Annotated in this window: 2 protein-coding genes and 1 pseudogene; all 3 read right to left on the bottom strand. The window is 72.5% G+C overall.

The features are described from left to right. Nucleotides 1-275: pseudogene (locus ABT300_RS42940) on the bottom strand (hypothetical protein); the annotation flags it as partial. Continuing rightward, nucleotides 272-1,339: a glucose-1-phosphate thymidylyltransferase gene (locus tag ABT300_RS42935; protein ID WP_351688292.1), complete on the bottom strand. Its 1,068-nt coding sequence runs from the start codon at nt 1,337-1,339 to the stop codon at nt 272-274. The pseudogene ABT300_RS42940 and the gene ABT300_RS42935, both read right to left, overlap by 4 nt. 109 nt (nt 1,340-1,448) lie before the next feature. Continuing rightward, nucleotides 1,449-2,820 (bottom strand): type I polyketide synthase (locus ABT300_RS42930; RefSeq protein ID WP_351688289.1); only part of this gene is annotated, 1,372 nt, incomplete at its 5' end.

Genomic DNA, 2,820 nt, shown 5'->3' with positions numbered 1-2,820 from the left:
GCGGTGAGTGCCGCGTCGGTCGCCGCGGCCGCGGCGGCCGGGCCCACTCCCCCTGCCACCAGGTCGAAGACCAGCTGCCGGCGCCGGACGGAACCCTGCCCCGCCGCCGTGTGGTCGGCAGGCCCGGACGAGGTGTCCCCAGGGCCGTGGATCCGGAGCATCTCGCGGCCCGGCAGGGCGCCGCACTCGACCGCCGCGGCAGGGCCCAGACCTCGCGCGACGGCGTCGCGTTCGGCTTGTACCGCGGTGACGACGAGGAGACGTACCGCGGTCATGACGAGAGCTGGACGTGCCCGTGGTCGCCTATGACGAGGCGGTGGGTGGCAGGCAGTCCGGGGGCGACGGCGACCTTGACGTTGCGGCCGATGAGGGAGGCTGCCACACGCCGGATCCGGTCGAAGGACGACTCCCGCAGCACGATCGAGTACTCGATCTCGCTGTGGAAGATGCGGCAGTTCTCCGCGACCGACGTGGACGGGCCGACGTAGGAGTCGCTGACGACGCTGCCGGCGCCGATGATCACGGGCCCGACGATGCGGGAGCGCCGGACCTCGGCGCCCGCCTCGATCCGCACGCGTCCGATGATCTCGCTCTCGTCGTCGACGTAGCCGTTGACGCAGGGCTGGAGGCGTTCGAGGAGGGTGCGGTTGACCTCCAGCATGTCGGTGACGTTGCCGGTGTCCTTCCAGTAGCCGGTGATGACCGTGGAGCGGACCTCCATGCCCTGGTCGATCATCCACTGCAGTGCGTCGGTGATCTCCAGCTCGCCGCGGGGGGACGGCTCGACGGCCCGCACCGCTTCGTGGACGGCCGCCGTGAAGAGGTACACGCCGGCGACGGCCAGGTCGCTGCGCGGCTTGCGCGGCTTCTCCTCGAGTACGAGGACGTTGCCGTTGTCGTCGGTGACCGCCACGCCGAAGGCCGTGGGATCGCTCACCCGGGTGAGCAGCACCTGGGCGTCGCGTGGGTCCTTGCGGAACTCCTCGACGACGTCGGTGATGCCGTCGAGCACGAAGTTGTCGCCGAGGTACATGACGAAGTCGTCGTCGCCGAGGAAGGATTCGGCGACGAGCACGGCGTGGGCGAGTCCGAGGGGTTCGCTCTGCGGGATGTAGGTGACGGTCAGGCCGAAGGCGGAGCCGTCACCGACGGCCTCCTCGATTTCCGGGGCGGTGCTGCCGACGATGACGCCGACGTCGGTGATGCCCGCGGCGGCGATGGATTCGAGACCGTAGAAGAGGATCGGTTTGTTGGCGACCGGGACCAATTGCTTGCTGGACGTGTGGGTGATCGGTCGCAGTCGTGAACCTGATCCCCCCGCGAGCACGAGAGCCTTCACTGTTCCATCCAGGTGACGGGTGAGCGGTGGTGGGTGAGAGGTGACGGGTGAGAGACGGGGGCCGTTCCGGCCCGGACGACGTGTCCGGGCCGGAACGAGGCCGGTCGGCTCAGACCTCGTCGAGGTCGCCCTCGAGGAAGGCGCGCAGTTCGTCGTCGGAGACCTCGTCCGCGGCCTGCCCCGGCGCCGACGGCACGGGGCCGACGGCGGTCCCGGCGGCCGCGTCGTCGAGTCGGGCCAGCAGACCGCTGAGCCTGCTGCGCAGCCGCTCCTGGACGGCGGTGTCCAGGACTGACGCGGTGAACTGGGCTTCCAGGGCGTCGAGACGGTCGAGGACGGGGGAGACGGCCGGCTGCGCCTCCTGGGTGACGCGTTCCAGGAGGTGCGCGGCGAGCCGTTGCGGCGTCGGGTAGTCGAACATGAGGGTCGCGGGCAGTCGTGCTCCCGCGAGGGCGCCGATGCGGTTGCGCAGTTCTACGGCGGTCAACGAGTTGAACCCGCTGTCCAGGAAGCCTCCTTCCGGGTCGATGGAGTCGGCGCTGTCATACCCGATGACCAGGGCCGCCTGGGCGAGTACGGCGTCCAGCACGACGGCGTGCCGGGCGTCCGGGGCGAGCCCGGCGAGGCGGGTGCGCAGCTCGCCCTGCGCGGGCGTCGCCGACGCGGCGGCGGCCGGCGCGGCGCGGTGCCGGGTGCGGGCCGGGACGAGGTCGCGCACCAGGTCCGGCACCGATCCGTCGGAGGCCTGCAGCGCGGCCGGGTCGAGGTCGACGGGCGCGTGATACGGATCCCGGGAGCGCAGCGCCGCGTCGAGCAGGGCGAGTGCGTGACCGGTCTCCATGGGCCGCAGACCGCTGCGGGCGATGCGGCGCATGTCCGCTTCGCCGAGCTTGCCGGTCATGCCGCTGCGTTCGGCCCACAGACCCCAGGCGAGGGACTGGACACGGCGTCCGCCGGCGGCGCGGCGCGCGGCGAAGGCGTCGAGGAAGGCGTTGGCCGCCGAGTAGTTGCCCTGACCGACGCCGCCGAGGGTTCCGGCGATCGAGGAGAACAGCACGAGCGCGGCGCCGGTGTCGCGGGTGAGTTCCTCCAGCAGGACGCTCGCGTCGGCCTTGGCCCGCAGCACCGTGTCGACGCGCTCGGGAGTGAGCGACTGCACGATGCCGTCGTCGAGGACGCCCGCGGTGTGGACTACGGCGCTGAGCGGCCGGTCCGCGGGGAGGTCACCGAGCAGGGCGGTCAGGGCGTCGCGGTCGGCGACGTCGCAGGCCGCGACGGTGACGCGGGCGCCGTGGCCGCTGAGCTCCTCGTGGAGTTCGGTCATGCCCTCGGCGGCCGGGCCGCGCCGTCCGGCCAGCACCAGGGAGCGCACGCCGTGGGCGGTGACCAGATGACGGGCGATCTCCCGTCCCAGGATGCCGCCGGCTCCGGTGACCAGGACGGTGCCGTCCGCGAAGGCCCCGTCCGCCGCCTCGGCGGGC

Origin of the sequence: Streptomyces sp. NPDC001027 (assembly GCF_040299045.1) — a bacterium.
GTDB lineage: Bacteria > Actinomycetota > Actinomycetes > Streptomycetales > Streptomycetaceae > Streptomyces.
Note: the sequence above shows the minus strand (reverse complement) of the source record. Positions and strands in the feature narration are given on the sequence as shown.